The organism is Planctomycetota bacterium (assembly GCA_038746835.1).
Lineage (GTDB): Bacteria > Planctomycetota > Phycisphaerae > Tepidisphaerales > Tepidisphaeraceae > JBCDKH01.
Genome location: JBCDKH010000012.1, coordinates 16,334 through 37,492 on the forward strand (window position 1 = coordinate 16,334; position 21,159 = coordinate 37,492).

At 67.2% G+C, this 21,159-nt stretch carries 18 protein-coding genes; 8 read left to right on the top strand and 10 right to left on the bottom strand.

Translation table 11 applies throughout. From position 1 onward, the window contains the following. Window positions 1–271: 271 nt before the first annotated feature. The gene (locus tag AAGI46_02710) at window positions 272–940 is read right to left on the bottom strand and encodes a LysE family translocator (protein ID MEM1011115.1); all 669 of its coding nucleotides are present in this window, start codon (window positions 938–940) and stop codon (window positions 272–274) included. Beyond that, window positions 937–1,623, bottom strand: a complete 687-nt coding sequence (locus AAGI46_02715) for a hypothetical protein (protein MEM1011116.1) — start codon at window positions 1,621–1,623, stop codon at window positions 937–939. Before AAGI46_02715 ends, AAGI46_02710 begins: the two co-directional genes overlap by 4 nt. On the opposite strand from AAGI46_02715, the gene AAGI46_02720 reads away from it, so the two are divergent. Both AAGI46_02720 and AAGI46_02725 read left to right on the top strand, forming a co-directional pair. After that, window positions 1,622–2,902 (top strand): hypothetical protein, encoded by a 1,281-nt coding sequence (locus AAGI46_02720; GenBank protein MEM1011117.1) that lies wholly within the window; start codon window positions 1,622–1,624, stop codon window positions 2,900–2,902. The genes AAGI46_02715 and AAGI46_02720 overlap by 2 nt on opposite strands. A gap of 132 nt (window positions 2,903–3,034) precedes the next feature. Next, window positions 3,035–5,212, top strand: coding sequence for an HDOD domain-containing protein (locus AAGI46_02725; GenBank protein MEM1011118.1), 2,178 nt, complete (start codon window positions 3,035–3,037; stop codon window positions 5,210–5,212). Window positions 5,213–5,368: 156 nt separating this feature from the next. Here the strand turns inward: AAGI46_02725 and AAGI46_02730 are convergent, their stop codons facing one another. From AAGI46_02730 to AAGI46_02740, 3 genes are all read right to left on the bottom strand, one after another. Next, complete coding sequence (locus AAGI46_02730) at window positions 5,369–7,207, bottom strand: SpoIIE family protein phosphatase (GenBank protein MEM1011119.1); 1,839 nt, start codon at window positions 7,205–7,207, stop codon at window positions 5,369–5,371. 117 nt (window positions 7,208–7,324) lie between these two features. Further along, window positions 7,325–8,410 carry a hypothetical protein gene (locus tag AAGI46_02735; protein ID MEM1011120.1) on the bottom strand — a complete coding sequence of 362 codons (1,086 nt, stop codon included), beginning with the start codon at window positions 8,408–8,410 and terminating at the stop codon, window positions 7,325–7,327. Window positions 8,411–8,561: 151 nt separating this feature from the next. After that, window positions 8,562–9,983, bottom strand: a complete 1,422-nt coding sequence (locus tag AAGI46_02740; GenBank protein MEM1011121.1) for a folylpolyglutamate synthase/dihydrofolate synthase family protein — start codon at window positions 9,981–9,983, stop codon at window positions 8,562–8,564. Window positions 9,984–10,074: 91 nt separating this feature from the next. Here AAGI46_02740 and rimO point away from each other — a divergent pair, with 91 nt between their 5' ends. Beyond that, window positions 10,075–11,592, top strand: a complete 1,518-nt coding sequence (gene rimO / locus AAGI46_02745) for a 30S ribosomal protein S12 methylthiotransferase RimO (GenBank protein ID MEM1011122.1) — start codon at window positions 10,075–10,077, stop codon at window positions 11,590–11,592. Here the strand turns inward: rimO and AAGI46_02750 are convergent. Then, on the bottom strand, window positions 11,584–12,150 hold the full coding sequence (locus tag AAGI46_02750; GenBank protein MEM1011123.1) for a hypothetical protein: 567 nt from the start codon (window positions 12,148–12,150) through the stop codon (window positions 11,584–11,586). The genes rimO and AAGI46_02750 overlap by 9 nt on opposite strands. Window positions 12,151–12,238: 88 nt before the next feature. On the opposite strand from AAGI46_02750, the gene AAGI46_02755 reads away from it, so the two are divergent. The 3 genes from AAGI46_02755 to AAGI46_02765 all read left to right on the top strand — a co-directional run bounded on the left by AAGI46_02755 (window position 12,239) and on the right by AAGI46_02765 (window position 14,099). Next, entirely contained in the window at window positions 12,239–13,267 is a 1,029-nt protein-coding gene (locus AAGI46_02755) for an agmatine deiminase family protein (GenBank protein MEM1011124.1), read from the top strand. Then, the gene (gene acpS, locus AAGI46_02760) at window positions 13,264–13,662 is read left to right on the top strand and encodes a holo-ACP synthase (GenBank protein ID MEM1011125.1); all 399 of its coding nucleotides are present in this window, start codon (window positions 13,264–13,266) and stop codon (window positions 13,660–13,662) included. Before AAGI46_02755 ends, acpS begins: the two co-directional genes overlap by 4 nt. Window positions 13,663–13,724: 62 nt before the next feature. After that, window positions 13,725–14,099, top strand: a complete 375-nt coding sequence (locus AAGI46_02765) for a hypothetical protein (GenBank protein MEM1011126.1) — start codon at window positions 13,725–13,727, stop codon at window positions 14,097–14,099. On the opposite strand, the gene AAGI46_02770 is transcribed toward AAGI46_02765, so the two are convergent. From AAGI46_02770 to AAGI46_02780, 3 genes are all read right to left on the bottom strand, one after another. After that, entirely contained in the window at window positions 14,045–14,641 is a 597-nt protein-coding gene (locus tag AAGI46_02770; protein MEM1011127.1) for a hypothetical protein, read from the bottom strand. The genes AAGI46_02765 and AAGI46_02770 overlap by 55 nt on opposite strands. Window positions 14,642–14,655: 14 nt before the next feature. Then, window positions 14,656–16,050, bottom strand: coding sequence for an FAD-dependent oxidoreductase (locus AAGI46_02775; GenBank protein MEM1011128.1), 1,395 nt, complete (start codon window positions 16,048–16,050; stop codon window positions 14,656–14,658). A gap of 129 nt (window positions 16,051–16,179) precedes the next feature. Then, on the bottom strand, window positions 16,180–16,701 hold the full coding sequence (locus tag AAGI46_02780; GenBank protein MEM1011129.1) for a DinB family protein: 522 nt from the start codon (window positions 16,699–16,701) through the stop codon (window positions 16,180–16,182). A 167-nt stretch (window positions 16,702–16,868) separates the two neighbouring features. On the opposite strand from AAGI46_02780, the gene AAGI46_02785 reads away from it, so the two are divergent. Further along, the gene (locus AAGI46_02785) at window positions 16,869–17,525 is read left to right on the top strand and encodes a hemolysin III family protein (GenBank protein MEM1011130.1); all 657 of its coding nucleotides are present in this window, start codon (window positions 16,869–16,871) and stop codon (window positions 17,523–17,525) included. 136 nt (window positions 17,526–17,661) lie between these two features. On the opposite strand, the gene AAGI46_02790 is transcribed toward AAGI46_02785, so the two are convergent. Next, window positions 17,662–18,969 (bottom strand): mechanosensitive ion channel family protein, encoded by a 1,308-nt coding sequence (locus AAGI46_02790; GenBank protein ID MEM1011131.1) that lies wholly within the window; start codon window positions 18,967–18,969, stop codon window positions 17,662–17,664. A 45-nt stretch (window positions 18,970–19,014) separates the two neighbouring features. Between AAGI46_02790 and asnB the strand changes: the two genes are divergently transcribed. After that, entirely contained in the window at window positions 19,015–20,997 is a 1,983-nt protein-coding gene (asnB, locus tag AAGI46_02795) for an asparagine synthase (glutamine-hydrolyzing) (GenBank protein MEM1011132.1), read from the top strand. The last annotated feature ends 162 nt before the right edge of the window (window positions 20,998–21,159 follow it).

Consider the following 21,159-nt stretch of genomic DNA (forward strand, 5'->3'; position numbering starts at 1 on the left):
GGCCGAGGATCGGCAGAGGCAGCCAGGACGGCCGCCGCGGCGGGGTCGCGATGATAAAGAGGGGCATCGGCAGGTCCAACCGACCCGGTCCAGCTTCGTCCTCGCGTCTGTCTTGAGACGCACGAGGGGCGTCCCGTGTTCCAGATGACCCAGAAGACGTCCCGCAACCCACCGTCCATTCCGCGCGCATTTCGCGAGTTAGCCGTCCGCGTCAGCGGGCGCTCCCGACCGGTCAAACGTGCCCGCTGACGCGGGCGGCTAACCACTGCAGCTACAGCAGACTCACGACTACCAGCACACCGAAGCTCAGAAGCACCGCGCCACCGATCAGGTCCGTCGCGATCCCGACCCCGCGTTGACGGTTCCCGGCTGAGGCGAGCGTGACGAGCGTCGACCACGTCACCACCCACGCCAGCGTCGCCACGAAGACGCCCGCGACCACCGCCACTGGCTCGTCGAGCCGGCCTTCGGAAGCATCCGACCGCAGGACCGCCGGGACGCCCGTCAGCCAGAACGCCGCCTGGTACGGGCTGGTCGAGCACAGGAGCAGCCCGGTCGCGTAGCCGGTCGCGGGCGAGGCTTTGGCGATGGTGGTCTCATCCGTCGACTTCGATCGCCCACGCAGGCCGACGATGCCCGATCGGATCGCGCCGTACCCAAGCCAAAGCAGCAGACACGCCCCGACGACAGCGACGACCGTTCGGAGCACCGGCACCGCATCGATCGCCGACAGCACGCCCGCCAGCATCGCCAGAGCCAGCACCACGTCGACCGTCACCGCGCCGAGTCCTACGGCGGCCCCGGCGAGCCAGCCGCCCTTGGGAATGCGCCGTGCGATTTCGATGTTCACGGGACCCGGCGGGGCGGCGGCACCGATGCCCAACAGCATGCCCGCCGCCAGCGACGGTCCGACTTCGGCAAGAGGCAGCAGCAGCGTCACGGACCCATGGTTGGCGTGCGGCCGGGCGGACGTGGCACGTCCTCCACGCCGTCTTCCGCCAGCTCTTCCAGCAGCGTGTCGATCAGCCGGCGGGCGTTGTCGAGGCGACGCTTGGCGATGCTGCGGCAAAGCGTGAAGTGAAACCCGTCCGCCAGCCTCGCCTGCCAGTAGCCGTACTCCTGGCGTCGGATGAAGCTGCGTGCGAGCTCGCCGGCACCGGTGCTCGTGCTGCCTTGCCGGGCGACGGCTGACAGCAGGCCGACGCTGCCGAAGTCGTCCAGGTTGGTCGCGTCGGCCAGCAGCTTGGCTTCCTCCAGCACGGGCGGACGCTGGGGCGTTTCGTGCAGCAGCCGGGCCGTGCGATCGAGCAGGTCGGCTGGCAGTTGCTCGCCGAGGTGGTCGACGAGCTGGTGCGTCGCCCCTTCGCAGCGGTCGCGCAGATTGACCAAGCCGCCGGGTCCGCCGACGGGTTGCGCCGGGTCGACGGTGCGCATCGGCAGCTGCAGAGCCCAGCAGGCGATCTCGAGGGCGTCGGCGTCGGGCTCGTTGTTGAGTCGGCCGGTGGCGCGCAGCTTGCCGGCGAGGGTGCTGGTACGTCGCCACAGACGTCGTGCGTCGTCGGCGAGGCGTCCGTCGCCGAGAAGGTCACGAAGCTGCCTGCGGACGTCGACGTCGAGTGGCATGAATCTCCCGTCCCTCCACGCAGACGCGATCACTGGCCGATGCAAGGATCGTCGCGCGGACGTCAAGATCCGCCCGCCGTTGCATGGCATCGGCGAGGGCCGCCTCCTTCGCACAGTCTCGCCGCAACACGCTGACCCGCAAGAGCCGATGTGCCGAATTCGACCGCTTTTCAACCGATTTTCCGCGCTCGCGGTCACATTGTCACTCGTCGCCGGGTGCTCGACCACGCCTGACAACGCCGGCAACGGACGCGCCACGCCGGCGGAGCCGCCTGCCGCCTTCGGTAAGGTCTACTTGACCAGCAACGCCTTACTCGACGACGCCACCGATCCGGCCGTCACGACCGCGGGCGACTTCCTGATCTACCGGGCCGTCGAGCCCGGTCAGACGTTCCCGCAGCTCTACGTCGTCGGCCTCATCTACGACGACGCGGGTCGCCCGGGCCTGCGCAGCACGCCGATCCGCGTCTCGCCCCAGGGCAGCCGCAACGCCACGCCCGCCTTTTCGCCCGACGGCCGGAGCCTCGTCTTCGCCAGCACGGCCGACGCGTCGATCGATCCTCTGGCCGACGACGCGCGGCCGGCGTTTGCGGTGCGGTACGAGCAGCTGGCCGACCTCTTCCGCGCCGACGACTGGCAGCGATCCGTCGCGGCAGGCGATCCGCGGGCGGGCGTCGACCTGGCCCGGCACCCGATCACCGACGGCGGCGGCTTCGACGGGGAGCCCGCCTTTTCGCCCGACGGCCGGTTCCTCGTCTTCTCCAGCGACCGCGCAGCCGAACGGGCGACGGGACGCAGCGACGTCGACCTCTATCTCGCCGAGGCCGACGGCACGGTCCTGGCACGCATCGTCGGCGAACCGGGTGCCGACGGTGCAGCCAGCTGGTCGCCTGACGGTTCGGCCATCGTCTTCGAGAGCGAACGCCGACGCCCCGGCAGCAGCGACCTGTACGTCCTTCGGCTCCGCCCGGAGCGCGAAGGCGGCCCACCCATGCCGCAGGGTCCGGCCCGTCGCATCACCACCGCCGCCGACGCCCGAACGCCGTTCTGGACCACGGACGGCCTGATCGTCTACTCGGCCGTCGCGGATCGCGGGACCGACGGTGCCCGAGAGCTACGCGTCGTCCGGCCCAACGGCAGAAACGACCGATCGCTCGGCATCGCAGGCGAGGCTCCCGTCGTCACGAGCGACGGCCGACTGCTGATCGCCGCCGATCGGGTCGGCACGGGCCGGCAGGTCTTTGCGGTGCCATTTGATGACGGCCGCGTGGTCCGGTAAGGGCGTGCGAGATCGCTCGTCGGTCCCGACAATTCGATCTAACGGTGTGCGCCATCGGAAGGACCACGCCTGAACAACGCCCGCGTCGACCTGGTCCTGCGTCAGCTCGACTCGCTCCCGGCCCTCCCGGCCGTGGCGGCGAAGTTGCTGGCGCTCACGAGCGACGAGTCCGGCGGCGACGCCGCGAAGATTGGTGAGCTCGTCGCCGGCGATCCGGCCATTGCAGCACGTGTCCTGCAGGTCGCCCGCCGTGCCGAAGCTGCCGGTCGCGACATCGACACGCTCCAGCAGGCCGTCGTCCGCCTCGGCAATCGCGGCGTGCGCGACTCGGTTCTGGCCGTTGGCGTGGCCAAAGTCCTCGACCGCGACGGCGTCGACGACGACGGTGCCTTTGGTGCGGCCGGCGGATTCTGGCGTCACAGCGTGGCCGTTGCGTGCTGCAGCGAGTTCCTGGCCCAGCGACTCAAGGACGTCCCGACGGGTGACGCGTTCTGCTGCGGGCTGCTGCACGACCTGGGCAAGCTCGCGCTCCACTCGACGCTACCCAAGGCCTACGACCGCATCGTCCGCGCGGCGCGCACCATGCGGTGCGACATCGCCGAGGTCGAGCGTCAGGTCGTCGGCATCGACCACCACATCGCCGGTGCCCGATTGGCCAAGCGCTGGAACCTGCCGCCGACGGTGTGCGACGCGATCGCGCTCCACCACGCCCGTCCCGAGCCCGGCGACCCGCCGGAGCGGCGGATGGTTTACCTCATCCACCTCGCCGACCAGATCACGCGGCAGCTGCATCTCGGCTTCAGCGGCAACTACACCTTCGGCACGCCGCAGGACGCGCTGCTGCGAGCACTGGGTCTCAAGCCGGCCGACGCCTCGGCGGCGATTCGGGTGCTGGTTCAGCTGACGCAGGAGCGGGCGTCGGCACTCGGGCTCGACGACGCGTCGGCTGACGCGATGTACCGCGACGGCATCGCCTCGGCCAACGACATCTGGCGGTCGGCCCACGACGATGTCGCTCGCCTGCGACGCGAGGCCATCGAAAACGCACAGAATGCGGAGCTCAACGAAGACCGCGAGCGCGAGCTGGCCGCACGTGCGGACGCCTTCGCATCGATGTCGTCGCTGTCGGACGAACTCGCCGCCGACGCCACGCCGCGCGACGTCATGCTCGGCATTGCCGAGACGGCCGGCACCGCGCTCAAGCTCGGCCCGGACGCGGCGGTCTTAGTCGCGGGCTACTTTCGAGATCACGAGGAGGCCGATGTCGCCGAGTTCGTCCTCTGCACGCCCACCGGCGGGCTCATCCGCGGCGACTGCGTCACCGGCGGGCCGGAAGATGGCGGCGCACCGAAGTGGACGGCGGGCGTGCTGGGTGGAGAAGTCTCGGGCATCGTCGCGACCGGTGGATCGCTGGAAACGGGCTTCGTCGCCTGGACCGGACAGGCCGATGCGACGGGATCGGAAACGCTCGGGTCGCTGCGTGTCGGCTGGAATCTGGCGATGAACCTTGCCGGCGCTCGCGAGAAGTCACGTCTGCTGGAGCAGCGTCTGGCTGAGGAAGCGCGTCAGGCCAAAGCCGCTCGCGAGCAGATCGCCCACGACCGCGCCTTGGTCGCCGTCGCCGAACTCGCCGCCGGTGCGGCCCACGAGATGAACAACCCGCTCATGGTCATCAGCGGACGCAGCCAGTTGCTCTACAACAACCTGCACGAGGTCCGCATGAAGCAGGCGGCCCTGGCGATCCATCACAACGCGGGTCGCATGAGCGAGATGATCGAAGAGCTCATGCGCTACGCGCGGCCGCCCGAGGCGGAGGTCGAGAAGGTCAAGGTGCGGAAGGTCGTCGACGAAGCGATCAAGCTCGTCGGCGCAACCTTGGACGAGGACGATCGCAAGGCGATCAACGAGATGAACATCGACGTGCCCGACTCACTGCCGCTGGTCGGCGTCGACGTGCGCCGCTGGGCCAGGGCGATCTCGGCCACCGTCGAGAACGCCGCCCAAAGCCTGCCGAGTGGTGGCGGGGCGATCGACGTTTCGGCCCGGCCGAATCTGACCGGTGACGGCGTCGTCCTAACGATCCGCGACAACGGCTGCGGCATGGACGAGGCGACGCTGCAGCGGGCGTGCGACCCGTTCTTCAGCAAACGCCCAGCTGGCCGAGGCCGCGGCATGGGCCTGGCCGCTGCCCTCCGCCTCGTCGAAACCGGCGGCGGGACGCTGTCGCTCGACAGCCGCCAGGGCGAAGGCACTCGCGCCGTCTTCACGCTTCCGGTCGCCATGCCCGCCCAACGTCGCAAGTCGGCGTGATCGAACGCGGCGCTGCGAAGAACAGGCTACGACTCCGCGACAAGCACACAGTTAGCCGCCCGCGTCAGCGGGTGCTTGCGTTCGATCAGACGCGCCCGCTGACGCGGGCGGCTACGTATTCGCTCTGGAAGTCTGGCAACAGAACCGTGTCCCGCGTCACACCAGTTCCGCGACGAGTCCGTCGCTCATGGTGGTCGGGGACGCCAGCTGGTCGAACCGGCTGGTCGCGTCGCGATAGAGGACCGCGACGAGCGTGTCGTCCTCCGGCGGGCCGTTGCGGTAGAGGGCGACGCGGTGGAGCATCGCGTGGGGCCAGCGGTCGACCTCTTGCTCTTCCCGGACCGCGGATGCCGCAATCTCGCTCACACCGTCCATGCGGAGCATGTCACCGTCGATGTTCCGAGCCTCGGCCGCGCCGTCGGTGTAGAGCACCAAGGCGTCGCCGTCATCGAAGGCGTGGCTTTCCAGCGGCGCCTCGTAGGCGTCAGGCGGCAGAACGCCCAGCATCATCGCACGGCTGCCGACACGCGACGTCTCGCGATCGTCGGCGTGGCAGAGGAAAGCGTCCGGATGACCGGCTCCGCACACCTGCAGCGGCTTGTCAAGCGACAGGTCGACCCGCACCGCAAACCCGGTCACAAAAGCGCGGTGTCGGGCCAACGTGAGGAAGGCGTAGCGGTTCAGAAGCCGCATCAGACGATCAGGAGGGACATCGGGTTGCTCGGCGAAGATGCGTTCGAGCTCGCCGACGAGCCGATTGACCGTGAGCGCCGCCGCAATCCCGTGGCCGGCGACATCGAGGACGACGACGCTGACGGGCTCGTCCGGGTTGGTCGGATTGGGCTTCCGCGGATGGACGAAGACCAGGTCGCCGCCGATCTCACGAGCCGGCTCGTACGCGTAGCCGAATCGGATCTGGCCGAGCGTTCGCGGCTTCGGCAGGACGCTGTCGTGCACGCGTCGCGCTCCGGAGAGTTCCTGCTCCATCTGGCGGTACTGCTCGCTGACGAACCGGAGGCGGTACTTCTCGCGAAACGCACTGTGCCGCCACCAGCACCAGCCGATGCCGGGCAAAATCGTCAGCGGATAGAAGACGATGGCCCCGAGCAGGTAACCGAGGCCGCCCCAGCCGAGGATCAGGTCGACCACGACGATCGCAAACGCACCCGCCAAAAGGACCCGCCCCGGCCGCCACGCTTCTCGCGGCGTCCACGGCAGAAAGAGGCACGCCAGCAAGTGCGTGATGAGCAGGCTTCCGCTGACGATGACGATCGACAGGATCGACCTCAACACCCGCGACGCCGTCGTGCCCTGAGGCACCAGCGGCGCTGGTGCGCTGGCGACCGCGTCTTCAGCGGCTGTCGCGCCGGGCGGATCAGGAACGGACGCGACGGGTTCGGCCGGCTCGGCCTCCGTCGTGGCTGGATCACCGCCTGCCGGTGCGTCGGTTGCCGTCGCAGGCTGGGTGGTGGGCGAATCGTCGTCGTCGGCAGTTCGGCGAACGCTGCCACCGATCGAGGCACCCTGCTCGAAGCCAGCCTGGAACGACGCCGATCCGCCCGGATTGCGGACCGTCAACTCCCCAACGGCCCGGCCCGTCACGAGGCTCAACAGACCGCTGCCAACGATGAGCCAGAACGCGATGTGGTACACGAGTCGCTCTGCCCGAACTCGCCTGCGGACGTACCAGAATGCGATCGCAAAGGCCGTGAACGACACGACGAAGTTAATCAGGTTCAGCACTTCTGCGAGGCGTCCGAGCCCTTCGCTCATCAACAGACTGATGACGGACAATGGCGAATAGAGGATCGAAACGCCCAGAATCGTGCCAGTGTACCAGAGGAATCGGCGACGCAGCAGTGTCGCGCGCTCCGTCTCCAGCCCGTGCTCGTACCGCGTCGTGACCAGCGACGACTCGTACGCCAGCGTCGGGCTCTGACGCGAGGCGTCGCCGTTGGCGCGGTGGTTGGTCGCAGGTGCGCGAGAGCGGGCCATGTCCGTTGGTGTCCCTGAAACCGCCCAGGGCCGGTCGATGCACCATAGCAGTTCGCTGCCGCTGCTGGGTCGCATGGAGCAGCAGCTTTTGTCCGGCGAGAACGAACTGAAAACGAGTCAAGCCGCCTTGGCGGGCTCGTCGTGCCTGCTGACCTCTTCGGCCGCATCGAAGACGGCATCAATCTCGTCGCCCAGCACCTTCGCGTCGGCCTCTTCGGGCAGCAGGTCCAACGCAGACGACGCCGCTGCCGATAGACGCGGATCGTCCGTCGCAAGGCCGTCGGCCATCAGCCGCATGATCGCCACGCGGATCAGCGCAAGTTCGTGCGACGCGACGCCCAACACGCCGTCACCCGCTGACGCCTCGGCCGCGGAGATCGTCTTGCGCAGGTCCGACAGCCCGGCGTCGATCCGCTGATCGCGACGATCGTCCGACGCATCATCGGCCTCGTGGATCCGGGCGGTCAGGTCGGCGGCGTTGTCGGGGTCGGCCCGGTCTTCGCGGGCGAGGTTGCGGAAAAACACCCGACGACGGCCGCCGAACTCCTTGGCCACGACGTAGGCCGACATCTGATCCGCATCGAACCCGCCGCCCGTGCGATGCTTGCCAAGCGCCACGTGCAACGCCGACTGTGCCTCGGCCAACAGCTGCACGTGATCCGCTGCGGGCAGTCGCTCGGCAGACGGCTTGTTGTCGGCGTCGGCGTCGTCCTCGACCGGCTCGAGCGCCGGAATGTCCACCGGCCCGACCAGCTCCGCCGCCTCCGCAAGAGCCTCGTAACACCGGGCGACACGCTCCATCGTCGGCTCGTCCCGCTGACGCGACTGCTGGGCGTTGCACATCCACAGGTAGCAGTCGGGCAGCTCACGACCCGCCGCCAGGACCACGTCGTCGACCGGCCGGACGCCCTCGCGTGCCACCGCCTCACGAACGACCTGCCACCGCGCCGCCAGCGCCTTCAAGCGACACCGCTTGGCCACGAGTTCTGCGTCGAAAAACTCGTTGAACGACCGCGCACTCCGGACCGGCTCTCGAACCTCCGGTGCTTCTCGCGGCGGCGGCTCGGACAGCGATCGTGCACCGTCCAGACCCAACACCCGCGACAGCGACGCGGCAAACTCGGCGTCGTGCTTGACGCGCTGCCGAATCGCAGCCGTCACGCCAGACAACACCCGCTGCATGTCACGCGACTCCTCCTGCATGGCTCAAGGGTATGCGATCGTCAAATCCGTCATCCTGAGCGAGTGCAGCGAGTCGAAGGACCTCGCCCGGGCCGGCAAAGGAAGCGCTGCGAGGTCCCTCGACTCCGCTTCGCTCCGCTCGGGATGACGGAATGTGTCGGAGTGGCATCACCTACGCCGCGTCGCGGGCGGCGGCTTTGCGGGCGAGGATGCGCTTGGCCTCGCCGACGAGATGGAAGCTGCCGGTGATGACCAGCAGGTCGTCGTCTGTCAACGCACCGCGGGCCAGTCGCAAGGCGTCCTGCAGCGAACCGGCCGTCTGGCTCATCCGGCCGAAAGCATCGTGGTAGACCTTCTGCAGTTCGCGCGGGTTGGCCGAACGCGGCGAGTCGATCGGGCAGAAGATCACCTTGTCCGCCCCGGCCATGAGCTTGTCGAGCATGGCGTCGGTGTCCTTGTCGGCCGCACAGCCGAAGATGACGACGCTCGCGTCGTATGTGAAGTGCTGCCCGACGGCGCGGAACAACGCGTCGATGCCCGCCGCGTTGTGGGCGGCGTCGGCAATGACGGTCGGCTCGTCGCGAATGACTTCGAGTCGGCCGTCGAAGGTCAGGCCGTCCAAACCCTTCGCACAGGCTTCGCTCGTGATGCCCTCGACGCCGCGGAGGGCCAACTCATCCATCGCGGTGAGCGCCAACCCACAGTTGACTGCCTGGTGCTCGCCCAGCAGCGGCACGGCGAGGTGGTCGAACAGCAGCCGATCCGTCTCGAAGCCGATGCGGTTGTTCCGCCCGAGCATGCGGCTGGCCTCGAAGCGCCATGTGAACTCGACGTCCTCGCCCAGCACGCGGAGGTGAGTCTTGCGCTCTTTGGCCACGTCCTGCAGCACGGCCAGCGTGACCTCGTCCGGCTGGAGGCACGTGATGGCCGTCACGCCGGGCTTGATGATACCGGCCTTCTCGCGGGCGATGTGCGACAACGTCGGGCCCAGCTGCTGCGTGTGGTCGAGGCTGAGCGGCGTGATGACACTGACGAGGGGCGTGAGCACGTTGGTGCTGTCGAGCCGGCCACCCAGGCCGACTTCGACGACCATGATGTCCAGCTCCTGCTCAGCGAAGTGGACGAAGGCGGCGGCAGTGAGCGCGTCGAAATAGGTCGGCGTGACCTTCGCCGCCTTGGCCGCTTTGGCGACCTTTTCGATGCACGCGTCGAAGTCGCTCGGCGAGATCATCTCGCCCTGCGGCAGGGCTTTGGCGTCGGCGGTCGGTTCGAGGACGCGGATTCGCTCGCGGACGTCGACGAGGTGAGGCGACGTGTAGAGCCCGGTTCGATGCCCGCAGGCTCGCAGCATCGCGGCCGTCATGGCACAGGTGCTGCCCTTGCCCTTGGTGCCCGCGACGTGGACGGCCGGGACGCTCTGATGTGGGTTGCCGAGTTTGTCGCAGAGCGCTTCGATGCGTTCGAGTCCGAAGTGCGGCGTCTGGCCGTCAGGCTTGGTCGGCCGCTGCTCGAAATTGGCCAGCGACGAGAGCCACGCAGCTGCGTCGAACGACGCGGAGCGCTTGCGTGAAGATGCCGACGAACGGGTGGCCATGAGCGGGTCACGTTAGGAGCGCTCCGGATTCTGCAGCTGCTGATGGTGCTGAGACAAGGTGGCACCGCATACCCTCACGGCCCGCACGATCATGCCAGCGACCGCCTCCGAGATCGAAAGCGTCGCCTTCGTCAGCCTCGGCTGCGCGAAGAATTTGGTCGATTCGGAGCGCATGTTGGGCCTTTTGGCGGCCGATGGGATTGCCGTCACGCCTGATCACGACGAGGCCGATGCGATCGTCATCAACACTTGCGGCTTCCTGGAGGCCAGCAAGACCGAATCGATGGCCGAGATCAACGCGGCGATCGATTTGAAAGAGGCGGGCAAGGTCAAGCGCGTGGTGGTCGCGGGATGTTTGGTGCAGCGGCACAAGACCAAGCTGCTGGCCGACGCGCCGGGCATCGACAAGCTGGTGGGTGTCTTCGACCGCGACCACATCGTCCAGGCCGTCCGCGGCGAGCGAAACGGCGATGATGATCACTACCTCGGCAAGTACCACGCCGTGACGCGATCGGGCTCGGCGACGACGAGCAGCGTCGCATCGACGCCGGCAGAGGCCATCCTGAACAAGCAAGCCGCCGGCAAGCGTGGCATGCGCCTGCCGACGTTCGAGGACGATCGGGCCCGGCTCCGACTCACGCCGCGGCACTTCGCGTACCTGCGGATGAGCGAGGGCTGCAACCAGGGCTGCGGCTTCTGCACGATCCCCAGCATCCGCGGCCCGATGCGGAGCAAGCCGGTCGACCACATTTTGGCTGAAGGTCAGGAACTCGCCGCCGACGGGGCGGTAGAGCTTTTGCTGATCGGGCAGGACACGACCAGCTATGGCACCGACATCGGTTGGTTCGGCCAGGGCAAAGGGCTCGCCGGTCTCCTCAAAACCCTCGACCGCGACCTGCCGGCCGACGTGGCGTGGGTCAGGCTGATGTACGCCTACCCGTCGTGTTTCACCGACGAGATGATCGACGCGCTCGCCTCATGTCGGCGGATCGTGCCGTACGTCGACATGCCGCTTCAGCACATCAACACCGACGTGCTGGCTCGCATGCGCCGCAAGGTCGACCGTGAGCTGACGACCACGCTCGTCGACAAGCTGCACGACCGCGTTCCGGGGCTGGCTTTGCGGACGACCTTCATCACCGGCACCCCCGGCGAAACCGAGGCCGAGCACCAGGAACTCGTCGACTGGATCGCCGAGGGGCACTTCGAGCACGTGGGCGTCTTCGAGTACTCCCCCGAGCCCGGCACCCCGATGGGCCGCATGGATGGGCAAATCGGCGCCGAGACGAAGACGTGTCGCTACGGGGAACTGATGGAAGCCCAGCAGCGGGTTGTCTTCGAGCGCAATGCATCACGCGTCGGTCAGACGGTCGAGGTCATCATCGACGCCTCCCAGGGACAAGCCGACGACGGGACGCTGGTCTACGCCGGTCGAACGACCGGTCAGGCTCCGGACATCGACAGCGTCACCTACGTCGCGAGCAAGGACGAACTGCACGCGGGTCAGATCGTCGACGTGACGATTTCGGACTACCAGCACTATGACTTGGTTGGGGAGCCGAAGCGGTCAACGGCGCGGGGGCTTCCGGTGCTGGCAAAGTCACTTTAGTGACTTTGACGTGCGTGTCTCGGATAAGGAACCCCCGGTGAGAAACGCATCAAGCTCAAACGCACGCTTCACAGCGCGATCGATGTCGACGTTCACACGCGTGTGGAGATAGTCACACCCGTTACGAACCAGTCCGTGTCGCGCTCCTTGCGTGAGCGTGTAGCGGTAAGCGTTGCGACACTGTTTCTCGTTACGAATGCAACCGTCAAAGTATCCTTGACCAACACCATCTCCTCTCCAGAATTCTTTCCTGCGTTCGGGAAGGAGATCGTTGACGAGCTTCGCGACACTCCCGTGCAACTTTCGCATCATGGGACCGAGCTCTCGACCCACCCGCAAGAACCCGATCGTGTGGTAGTGGTTGCTCAGCAGCGATGTCACGAAGGGAATGAAATCGTGCTGTCCGGTGTACTTGTCAAATCGATCCCAGAAAATCGATTTGGCTTCTTCAGATGAAAATGCAGGAAATCCTGATCTCGTCTTCGCAGTGATGAAATAAACCTGCCGGTCAAGGTACCAGTGCTCGAACTTGTGCTTTCCTTTGTAGTACTCGGGCATGCCAGGAACGCTCTTGTCGATCGATGGCACGGAGCAAGAGTAGCGATTTCCATCCAGTTTCCAAAGTCACTAAAGTGACATTGCCTCCATGTCCCCCGCACCGCGCGAGCTCGACTTCCGCTTCCCACCGGAGTGGGCGCTCCACGACGCGACGTGGATGAGCTTCCCGCGCCCGGACGGACAGAGCTTTCCCGGTCGCTACGACCGAGTCCTTCCGAACCTCACGAACGTGATCCGGACGATCGCGCGATTCGAGACGGTGCGGATCAACGTCCCGGACAGAACTTGGGCACAGAAAGTCCGCGACCTCGTCGGAAGCGTCGACGTCGAGACGATCGAGATCCCGACGAATGAGCCGTGGTGCCGAGACCACGGGCCTGCGTTCGTGGTGGACGACGAAGGGGAGCTTGCCGTCGCGAACTGGCGCTACAACGCGTGGGGCGGGAAGTATCCGCCATGGGAGGACGACGACGCGGTACCGAAACGCATCGCAGAACACCTCGGCCTGCGGCTCTTTGAGCCGGGCATCGTCATGGAAGGCGGAGCGGTCGACTTCGACGGCCGAGGCTCAATCCTCACCACACGCGACTGCCTCCTCAACCCCAACCGCAACGGGAACCTCAACATCTACGACGTCGAAGGCTACCTCCTCGACTTCTACGGTCAGGAACGCGTTCACTGGCTCACCGGCGGCATCGCGGGAGACGACACCGACGGGCACGTCGACGACCTCGCTCGCTTCATTGATCCGAACACCATCGTCGTCGGCGTCGAGGACAACCCGTCCGACGTGAACCACGCCGCGACCACCTCGGCCTACGAACAGTGCCGACAGCTCGGGTACGACGTCGTCCAACTTCCCATGCCCGGCCCGGTCGAGATCGAAGGCGAACGCATGCCCGCGACCTACGTCAATTTCAGCTTCGTCAACGGCGGGCTCGTCGTCCCGACGTACGGGCACGACAACGACGACCGCTGCCTCGCGATCCTGCGGGAACGCCTGCCGGGTCGAGAGGTCGTGGGCGTCGATTGCTCCGAGCTGATCTGGGGACTCGGGGCGGTGCACTGCCTGACGCAGCAGCAGCCGAGGCCGGAAAGCTGGAAGGAGCAAGCTTGAAGCTTGAAGGCCAGAAGGTGCTCGGGCACGGGATCGATCTCGTCGAGGTCGAGGCGATTGCGTCGCTGCTGGAGCGGCATGCGGAGCGGTTCTGCGAGCGTTGCTTCACGCCGGACGAGGTCGCCTATTGCCGGCGCAGCCAGAAGCGGGCGGCGGAGCATTTTGCTGTTCGGTTCGCGGCGAAGGAGGCCGTGTTCAAGGCGCTGGGCACCGGGCGTCGGCATGGGATGGCGTGGACGGACGTCGCGGTCCATCGGTTGCCGACGGGCGAGCCGAAGATCGTGTTGACAGGCGTTGCTGCGGAGTTTGCGGCAGAGCGTGGGATTGCGTCGTGGTCGGTGTCGTTGTCGCACACGCATCGGACAGCTGCTGCGAGTGTCGTGGCGCTGGGATGAGTTCTTCCAGACCCGGGGCGACGCTGCGCTCTGCCCGACGGCTTCGATTGCTAGCGTGGATCGTGGACGACGACGCGTTCGACGTGTTGCTGACGAGTGACCTGGCTCTCGAGGTGCGCGAGACGTTCGAGGAAATGATCGGATTCGGCGCGACGCCCGTCGCCGCGACGCAGGAGACGGTCAGCCGCTTCGGGGAGTTGTTGAGTGACGACGAGCACGGGCCGCTGGTGCTGGTCGTACTGGCGGTGCTGCAGCTGCGTCACGGGATGATCTTCTCCAGCATCCGCGACGCCGCTGTCACCGCCATCGACACCGGCTCGGCCATGCGGCTCGCCTCGGGCGAAGGACGCGGCGAGGTGCACCTCGCGCTCGACGAACTGCGTCAGGTGCTCGAAGAAATCGACGTCGAGGACGATGAAGACGACGACGAGGACTGAGGCGTCCCAAACCGCACGCCGCGGAAAGAGCGAGCGACGTCGCGGCGAAGCAGGTACTTCAGCGACAGAATCAGCAGCCCGACTGCAATCGCGATCGGGACGAGCGTCCAGACGAAGAACGCCCCCAGAGCAGAGCCGCGTGGTGCGTCGACGGGCACGCTCTCGAACAGATCCGTCAGCCCGCCGGTGAGCCGATACCCGATGGCGGCGGTGATGTAGACCAGCGTCATCAGGCAGAACGCGATCATGATCCCGCGGCCCGGCCGAACGCGGATGAACCCCAGCAAGCCCCCGGCCACGCCAGTCGTGCCAATGAAGAAGAACACGACCACCGCCGCCGCGTCGACCGGGCGCACCGGCGGCGGGGCGGGACGATCGTCCGGGTCCATCGCCGCCACGTCTTCGGGCATCGGCGGATTTGCCAGGTTCACCGCCGTCAGCGGACTGCAGATCATCATGAGGAAGCCGAGGATCAACGTGGCCGCACTCACCACCGGCACGTACACGTCGGCGGGTCGCTGCAGTGGGGCATCGTCGATCACGCCAGAGTTTTAGGTCACGACGACTGCTGCTTGTGCCACTTGTCGACAGCCTGGTGGACGACCTCGAAGAGCGTCGGGTGAACGAACACCGCGTCCAGGATCGACGCCAGCGGCTTGTCCAGGTGCATGAGCATGATGAACGCGTGGATCAGCTCGCCCGCTTGCGGCCCGACGATGCAGGCGCCCAGCAACTTGCCGTTGGGATCGTCCGGGTCGAGGACGAGCTTCACCTGGCCGACGCCCTCGCCGGTGACGCGGGCTCGGTCGTTGGCCTTCATTGGGACGGTGATGATCGTGGCACCGGGTGCGTCCTTTTCCGACTTGCCGACGCGGCCGAGCTCGGGATCGGTGAAGACGGCCCAGGGCACGAGGCGTTGGGAGCGGTCGGCACTGCCGCCGGGGTCGCGCTCTTCGCGGAGGTGGCCGAGGAGGATGTGGTGGTCGTCGTGCGCAGTGTGCGTGAAGGCCGGCCCGCCGCGGGCGTCGCCGCAGACGTAAAGGTTGTCGACGCCCGCGACCCGCCCGACGTCGTCGGTCTCGATCGCGCCGCGCTCGCCCGTCTCGACGCCGATCTGCTCGAGGCCGAGGTCGCTCGTGTTCGGGTGCCTGCCCGTCGCGGCGAAGATCGTGTCGCACGACACCGGATCGCCGTGGTCGAATTGCACACGCCACCCGTCGCCGTCCGGCTCGACTTTGGTCGTCTTCCGGCCGAAGAGAAATCGCACGCCTTCGCCTTCGAGGGCTTCGACGATGAGCCCTGCCATGTCGTCGTCTTCGTGCCGAAGGATGCGATCGCTGTGCTGGACGAGTGTCACCTCATGGCCCATTCGTTGGTAGAACTGGGCCATTTCCACGCCGATGTACCCGCCGCCGAGCATGACGAGTCGCCGGCCGACGTCGTCGCGGTCGAGCCAGCTTTCGCTCGTGATCGGGTTCGCCTCGGCCAGGCCTTCGACGTCCGGCAGGGCGGTTCGGCTGCCGGGGTCGAGGACGACGCGCCCAGCCGTGACACGCTCGTCGCCGACGGTCACGATGAAGCCGTCGCCATGCCGATCGGCAAGCCGCGCGTGGCCTTGGTACAGCTGCACGCCGCTCGTCTCGAAGCTCTTGCGGATGTGGTGTCGGGCCTTCTCGGTCCAGACGCGGGCGCGGGCCAGCACGTCCGTCAGCACCGGCCGAACCTCGCCGACCTCGACGCCCCAGTCTTGGCCGTTGCGTGCGAGGTGGGCGACGCGGGCCGAGGCGTGGACGGCCTTGCTCGGCATGCAGCCGAAGTTGACGCACGACCCGCCGAAGTGCTCCTTCTCCGCGAGCCCGACGCGATGCCCGTCGCCGCACAGCTTCGGCGCCAGCGGCACGTTCGTCTGCCCGGCTCCTACGAGGAAGACGTCGAAGTCGAATTCGCTCACGCGTCGAGCGTACGAAAGTCACTCGACGCGCGACTGCGGGATGCAATCCCGCAGCTACCTCTTGCATCGAACGTCGTTCGGTTAACGCGGGTAGCTGCGGGGCTACGGCCCGCAGCCCGATTCGATGGCTTACGACGTCGCGGTCGGGGCGAGGCCCATCGTGCGACGCCACGTTGAGAGCTGCCCGAGGTGCAGCGATTCGTGACGCACCACGAGGTACGCCAGGCACGACCCGACCAGCGGGAACCGCTCGCGGAAACGAACGATCGGCATCTCACGCGACAGGATCGCTTCCGATGTCTCGCCCAGCGCCGCTGTCACGTCGGCATGGCCCGACGTGAATGACTCGACCAGCTCCGTCATCGACGGGTACGCGTCGGCATCGAGCAACACCTGCGACTTGCGGCCGTACGGATGATCGATCGGGTCTTCCGGCGTCTTGCCACGCAGCAGCCCGGCGATCAGCGGGTGATACGCGTTCAGGTGGGCCAGGATCCAGCCCGGATGGTTGACGGGCCTCGCGAACGTGCCGGGCGGCTGGGCCACCTTGTGCGACTCGTCGAGCCCTTCGACGAGGGCGGCGGCGTAGTCGCCGTTGAGCTTCCAGTTCTGCCGCGTCGGTGCGAGGACGAGGTCATCGATCATGCTCATGCCGCGACGGTAGCGGGGCGTCTCGTGCACCGACTGCGGGCCGTAGCCCCGCAGCTACCGTTTCCTTCGGACTCGTCAAAGCAATCGAAGGTAGCCGCGGGATTGCGTCCCGCAGTCCGGTCTGCCAGAGCTTCCATCGCTCAACCCATGCTCGTACCTTGCGGCCCATGTCCGACGAGGCGACTACGTACCACTCGAACGCGGAGGAACGCGCCAACGTCGCAACGCATGGCGTCGGTGCGGTCTTCGCCCTGGTCGGACTCGTGGCAGCCGCGTTCGCCACGCTGGGCGATGGCACGCTGCGGCTGGTCACCGTCGTCGTCTTCTGCTCGACGATGCTGCTGACGTACGTCGCCAGCACAGGCTTTCACCTGGCCGTCGGCCGGGCGGTGAAGCAGCGGTGGCGGCTGCTGGACCACGCGTCGATCTACCTGCTCATCGCCGGGACGTACACGCCGATCATGCTCGTCGCGGTCGGCGGGGCGTGGGGTTGGTCGATCACCGCGGCGATCTGGACGATGGCCGCGGCGGGCGTGGTCATGAAGGTCGCGCTCGTCGGCAAGTACGACCAGTTCGAGAAGCTCGACACCGGCCTGTACGTCGCGATGGGCTGGACCTGCGTCGTCGCCATCGTCCCGATTTGGAACGCGCTGTCGCCAGTCGGCATGACGCTGCTCGTCCTCGGCGGTGCGGCCTACACCGCGGGCGTGCCGTTCTTCCTCTGGGAGAAGCTGCGCCACAACCACGCCATCTGGCACGTCTTCGTCCTCGCCGGCAGCGCCGCGCACTTCGGGGCGGTGTGGACGGATGTCGTCGCACGCTGACGCCTTCCCTCCGTCATCCTGAGCGAGCGCAGCGAGTCGAAGGACCTCGTTTGGTCGTCGTCACAGAGCCACTGCGAGGTCCCTCGGCTGCGCTCGGGATGACGGACATGTCAGGCAACAGCAACGAAGCGACCAATCACGCTGTGATCATGTGCACATCGCGCTGCGGGAACGGGATGTTGATGCCGGCGGCGTCGAACTTCTGTTTGACGGTCTTGTGGAAGTCCCAGTAGACGCCCCAGTAATCCTCGGTCTTGACCCACGGGCGGCAAATGACGTCGACGGCGGAGTCGCCGTGGCCGGTCACCTTGATGACGGGCGCCGGGTCATCGAGCACCTGTTCGTGCTCGCTGCACACCTGGGCGAGCGTCTCCATCACCTTGTCCAGATCGTCGCCGTACCCGACGCCGAAGGTCATGTCGACGCGTCGTGTCGGGAGGCCCGTGATGTTGGTGATGGTGTCGCCCCAGATGCTGTTGTTGGGGGCGACAATCTTCTGGTTGTCGGGCGTGATGACTGTCGTGGAGACGAGGCTCATCGCGTCGACCTTGCCCGTTACGCCGCCCGCGTTGATGACGTCGCCGACGTCGTAGGGGCGGTAGAGCAGGATCAGGATGCCGCTGGCAAAGTTGCTGAGCGTCCCCTGCAACGCCAGGCCGACCACCAGGCCGGCCGCACCGATCGCGGCGACCAGCGGCGCGATGTTCACGCCCAGGAAGCTGAGTGCGACCACAAAGCCCACCACCATGACGATCTTGCGAACCAGCCCGGCCAGGAAGTCCTTGAGCAGTTGGCTCGCCCCCTTCACACCGCCGAGGGCCTTGCGGACGATGCCGCTGAGGATCTTGGCGACGAACCACGCCAGAATCAGGATGACCAGGAAGTAGAGGATCGCCAGACCGATCGCGATCCCGCCATTTGGGTTGAGCAGCCATGCCTTGATCGCCGGCCAAAGTGCTTCGAAGTCAAATGGGTCGAAGTCGGTCGCCGTCACCGCGTCGAGGTAAGCGAGACGGTCACTCGGATCGCCTCCCTTGGCTTCGAGCGCGGCCAGGACGTCGCCGAGCCGATCGCCGACCTGATCGCGAGCGAACGTGCGCTGGGTTGCCTCCTCGACAAGTAGCATCTTCACGTCGCCGGTCGCGTCCAGCGACGCCAGACGCAGCTCGGCCACCTCGCGGGTCAGCTGTTCGAGTCGTCCCTTCCACGCCTCGGCGACCGCGTCGAGCTCTTCGGCGTCGAGCGGCTTGAGCATCAGCAGAAACGCGTCCGGATCGACATCCGCCGGCACGTCCGTCGCATCCGGCAGCTCGGTGACGGTAAGGCCGGAAGCCGTTTCCTCAACGGCTGGAGCCTGCTCGTCGGCGGTCGCGGGCTCCTGGGACAAGGCGGGCGTCGCGAGCGTCAGCGCGACGGCAACGGCAAGAAGTCGGAAAAGGGACATGCCCAGCTTATCGGGCGACCTGAAGCCAGGCCGATAGATTTCTACGTGTGTGGCTTCGCCGGCGTTGTCTCCTTCGGCCCTGGAGAACAGCGTCCGCTCGCCGACGCCACGCTCGCACGCGACCTGCTCGACGGCCTTGCCCACCGCGGCCCGGACGGCGAGGGCACGTGGCGCTGCGATCACGAAGCCGACCAGCCGGCGGCGCTGCTGGTCCACCGACGCCTGGCCGTCCTCGACCCGAGGCCACGCAGCGGGCAGCCCTTCACCTCGGCCGACGGCCGGCTATCGCTGGTCTACAACGGCGAGCTGTTCAACTTCCGCGACCTTCGCAACGAGCTTCAGCGCGACTGGCAGACCGACGGCGACACCGAAGTCCTGCTGGCGGCATATGAGCGGTGGGGCGAGGCGTGCGTCGATCGGTTCGACGGCATGTTCGCCTTCGCGATCCTCGACCGGCAGGAGCCTGGCGGGCGACTGGTGCTAGCGCGCGATCCTGTCGGCGAGAAGCCGCTGTACGTCACGCGGGAGCATATTGGCAGCGTCGCCTTCGCCAGCGAGCTGCGACCGCTGCGACGGGCAGTGCGTCGCCTCGGACTCGGCGGGCTCGGGCTCGACGTCGACGCGCTCCGCGACTACCTCGCCTGGGGCTACGTGCCCGACGGCCGGACCATCCACGCGGGCATCGAGAGCCTCCTTCCCGGAACGTGCGTGACCATCACGCCCGAAGGCCGATCGGCGCGGCGGTACTTCCACGCGGGCGGGCGATTCGAGGAGGCGTCGCCGGACCGGTTCGAGTCAGGCGTCACGCGGACGCGCACCCTCGTTGCGAAAGCGGTTGAGAAACGACTCGTCAGCGACGTGCCCGTCGGCTGCCTGCTCAGCGGCGGAATCGACTCGTCCGTCGTCGCGCTCCACATGGCCCGCGCGCTCGGCAAGGGCGTGCCGACGTTTTCGATGGGCTTTCGCGACGCCACGTACGACGAACGGCCGTTCGCCGAGGAGGTCGCGCGGTCGCTGGGCTGCGATCATCACGCGTTCGAGCTTTCGGCCGAGACGTTGGCGTCGGACGACCTGCCGAGGCTGGTGCGATCCGTTGGCCAGCCGTTTGCGGATTCGAGTCTGCTGCCGACGCGGCTCTTGTGCGAGCAAGTGCGCCGGCACGTCACGGTGGCCCTCGGCGGTGACGGCGGGGACGAAGCGTTCGGCGGGTACGACCGGTATCGCGCGCTGCTCGTTCTTCGTCACCTAGCCGAAACCCCCGGCGGCCGATCGCTGGCGTCGCTGATGTCGATGTCCAAGCCAGTCACGCGTCGCCTCAGCGAGAAGCACCCGCTGCGTCGTCTCACGAGACTCGTCGCCGCCGCGAACAAGCCGCCGGCCGAGCAATACGCGGGGTTTTTGCGGGTTTACCAGGAAGAACAGATCCGCTGGATCGCAGGGCGAAGCAGCCGATCTCTTGCGCCGCAAGTGCTGCTGCGGACCGACCCGACACAGATCGCCGGGCTCTGGTTCGACGCGTTTCTTCGGCCCGAAGCCGAGCCCTACGACCTCGCTGCCACTGCGGCGGCGTTGGACCGGTCGACGTACCTGCCGGGCGATCTGCTCGTGAAGGTCGATCGCGCCTCGATGCTCCACGGGCTTGAGGTCCGATCGCCGATGGTCGACGCGGACCTCGTCCAGTTCTGCTCCACGCTCGGCGACGACCACTTGACCGGCCTGCGCCGTGGCAAGCGACTGCTACGCGACGCCTTCGCCAAACAGCTGCCGGCGAGCGTGTTCGGCCGACGCAAGATGGGCTTCGCCGTGCCGATCAGCAGCTGGCTCCGCGGCAGTCTTCGGCCGATGCTGCACGAGCTACTTTTTGCCAGCGACGCGTTCGCGCGAGATCACTTCGACGACCAGGCCGTCCGCCTGCTCATCGGCGCACACGAGCACGGCCGTCACGACAACGGTCACCGCCTGTTCGCATTGCTGATGCTCGAGCTCTGGTGGCGCGACGCCCGCGACGACGTCACGGCCTGCGCTTGAACCGGACGAGCCGATTCGCGTCCGCCTCGCTGACGAAGAGGTCTCCGGTGCGTGGATCCTCGACGACATTGAGCGGCGACGCCAGACCGGTCAGCCCGGCGATGTCCGTCTGAACGGTCGGCTCGCCAGTCACTTGGACGAGGACGACGTCGTCGCCTGCGC